A 568-nucleotide genomic window follows, 5' to 3' on the forward strand; every position below is an offset into this window, starting at 1 on the left:
GTTCTCGCGGCGCATCGACCGCATCCTGGTTGCCGCGACCAAGGCCGACCATCTGCATCACGAAAGCCATGACCGGCTGCAGGCGATCGTGCGGCGGCTTGCCGACCGCGCCGTGGCACGGGCGAATTTCACCGGCGCCGATGTCGATGTGGTCGCCATGGCGGCGGTGCGCGCGACGCGCGAAGGCACCGTCAGGCAAGGCCGGGAGACGCTTCCCGTCATCATCGGCACGCCGATAGCCGGTGAGAAGATCAACGGCGAAACCTTCGATGGAAAAACTGAAACAGCCATATTTCCCGGTGACTTACCGGAGAATATTGATGCGGTTTTCGATGTTTCGGGAGCCGATCACAGGCAGGACTCCGCGGACCCTGCAATCCGCTTCGTCCGTTTCCGTCCCCCAAAGCTCGAACGCACGGCCGAAGGCGTCACGCTGTCGCTGCCGCATATCAGGCTCGACCGTGCCTTGCAGTTCCTGATCGGAGATCATCTGGCATGACCGCGCCCCGCAAGCCGGCGGCATTCCGCATCGAACCGGAAGCCCCACCGAGACAAGCGGCCCCTGAGC

General features: G+C 63.9%; 1 protein-coding gene. It reads left to right on the plus strand.

Annotation, left to right across the window (positions count from 1 at the left end; genetic code table 11):
• On the plus strand, positions 1-499 hold a 499-nt coding region (locus tag EN925_RS38805), incomplete at its 5' end, for a YcjX family protein (RefSeq protein ID WP_164894835.1).
• Positions 500-568 lie beyond the last annotated feature (69 nt).

Source organism: Mesorhizobium sp. M7A.F.Ca.US.006.04.2.1, from assembly GCF_004022915.1.
Lineage (GTDB): Bacteria > Pseudomonadota > Alphaproteobacteria > Rhizobiales > Rhizobiaceae > Mesorhizobium > Mesorhizobium ciceri.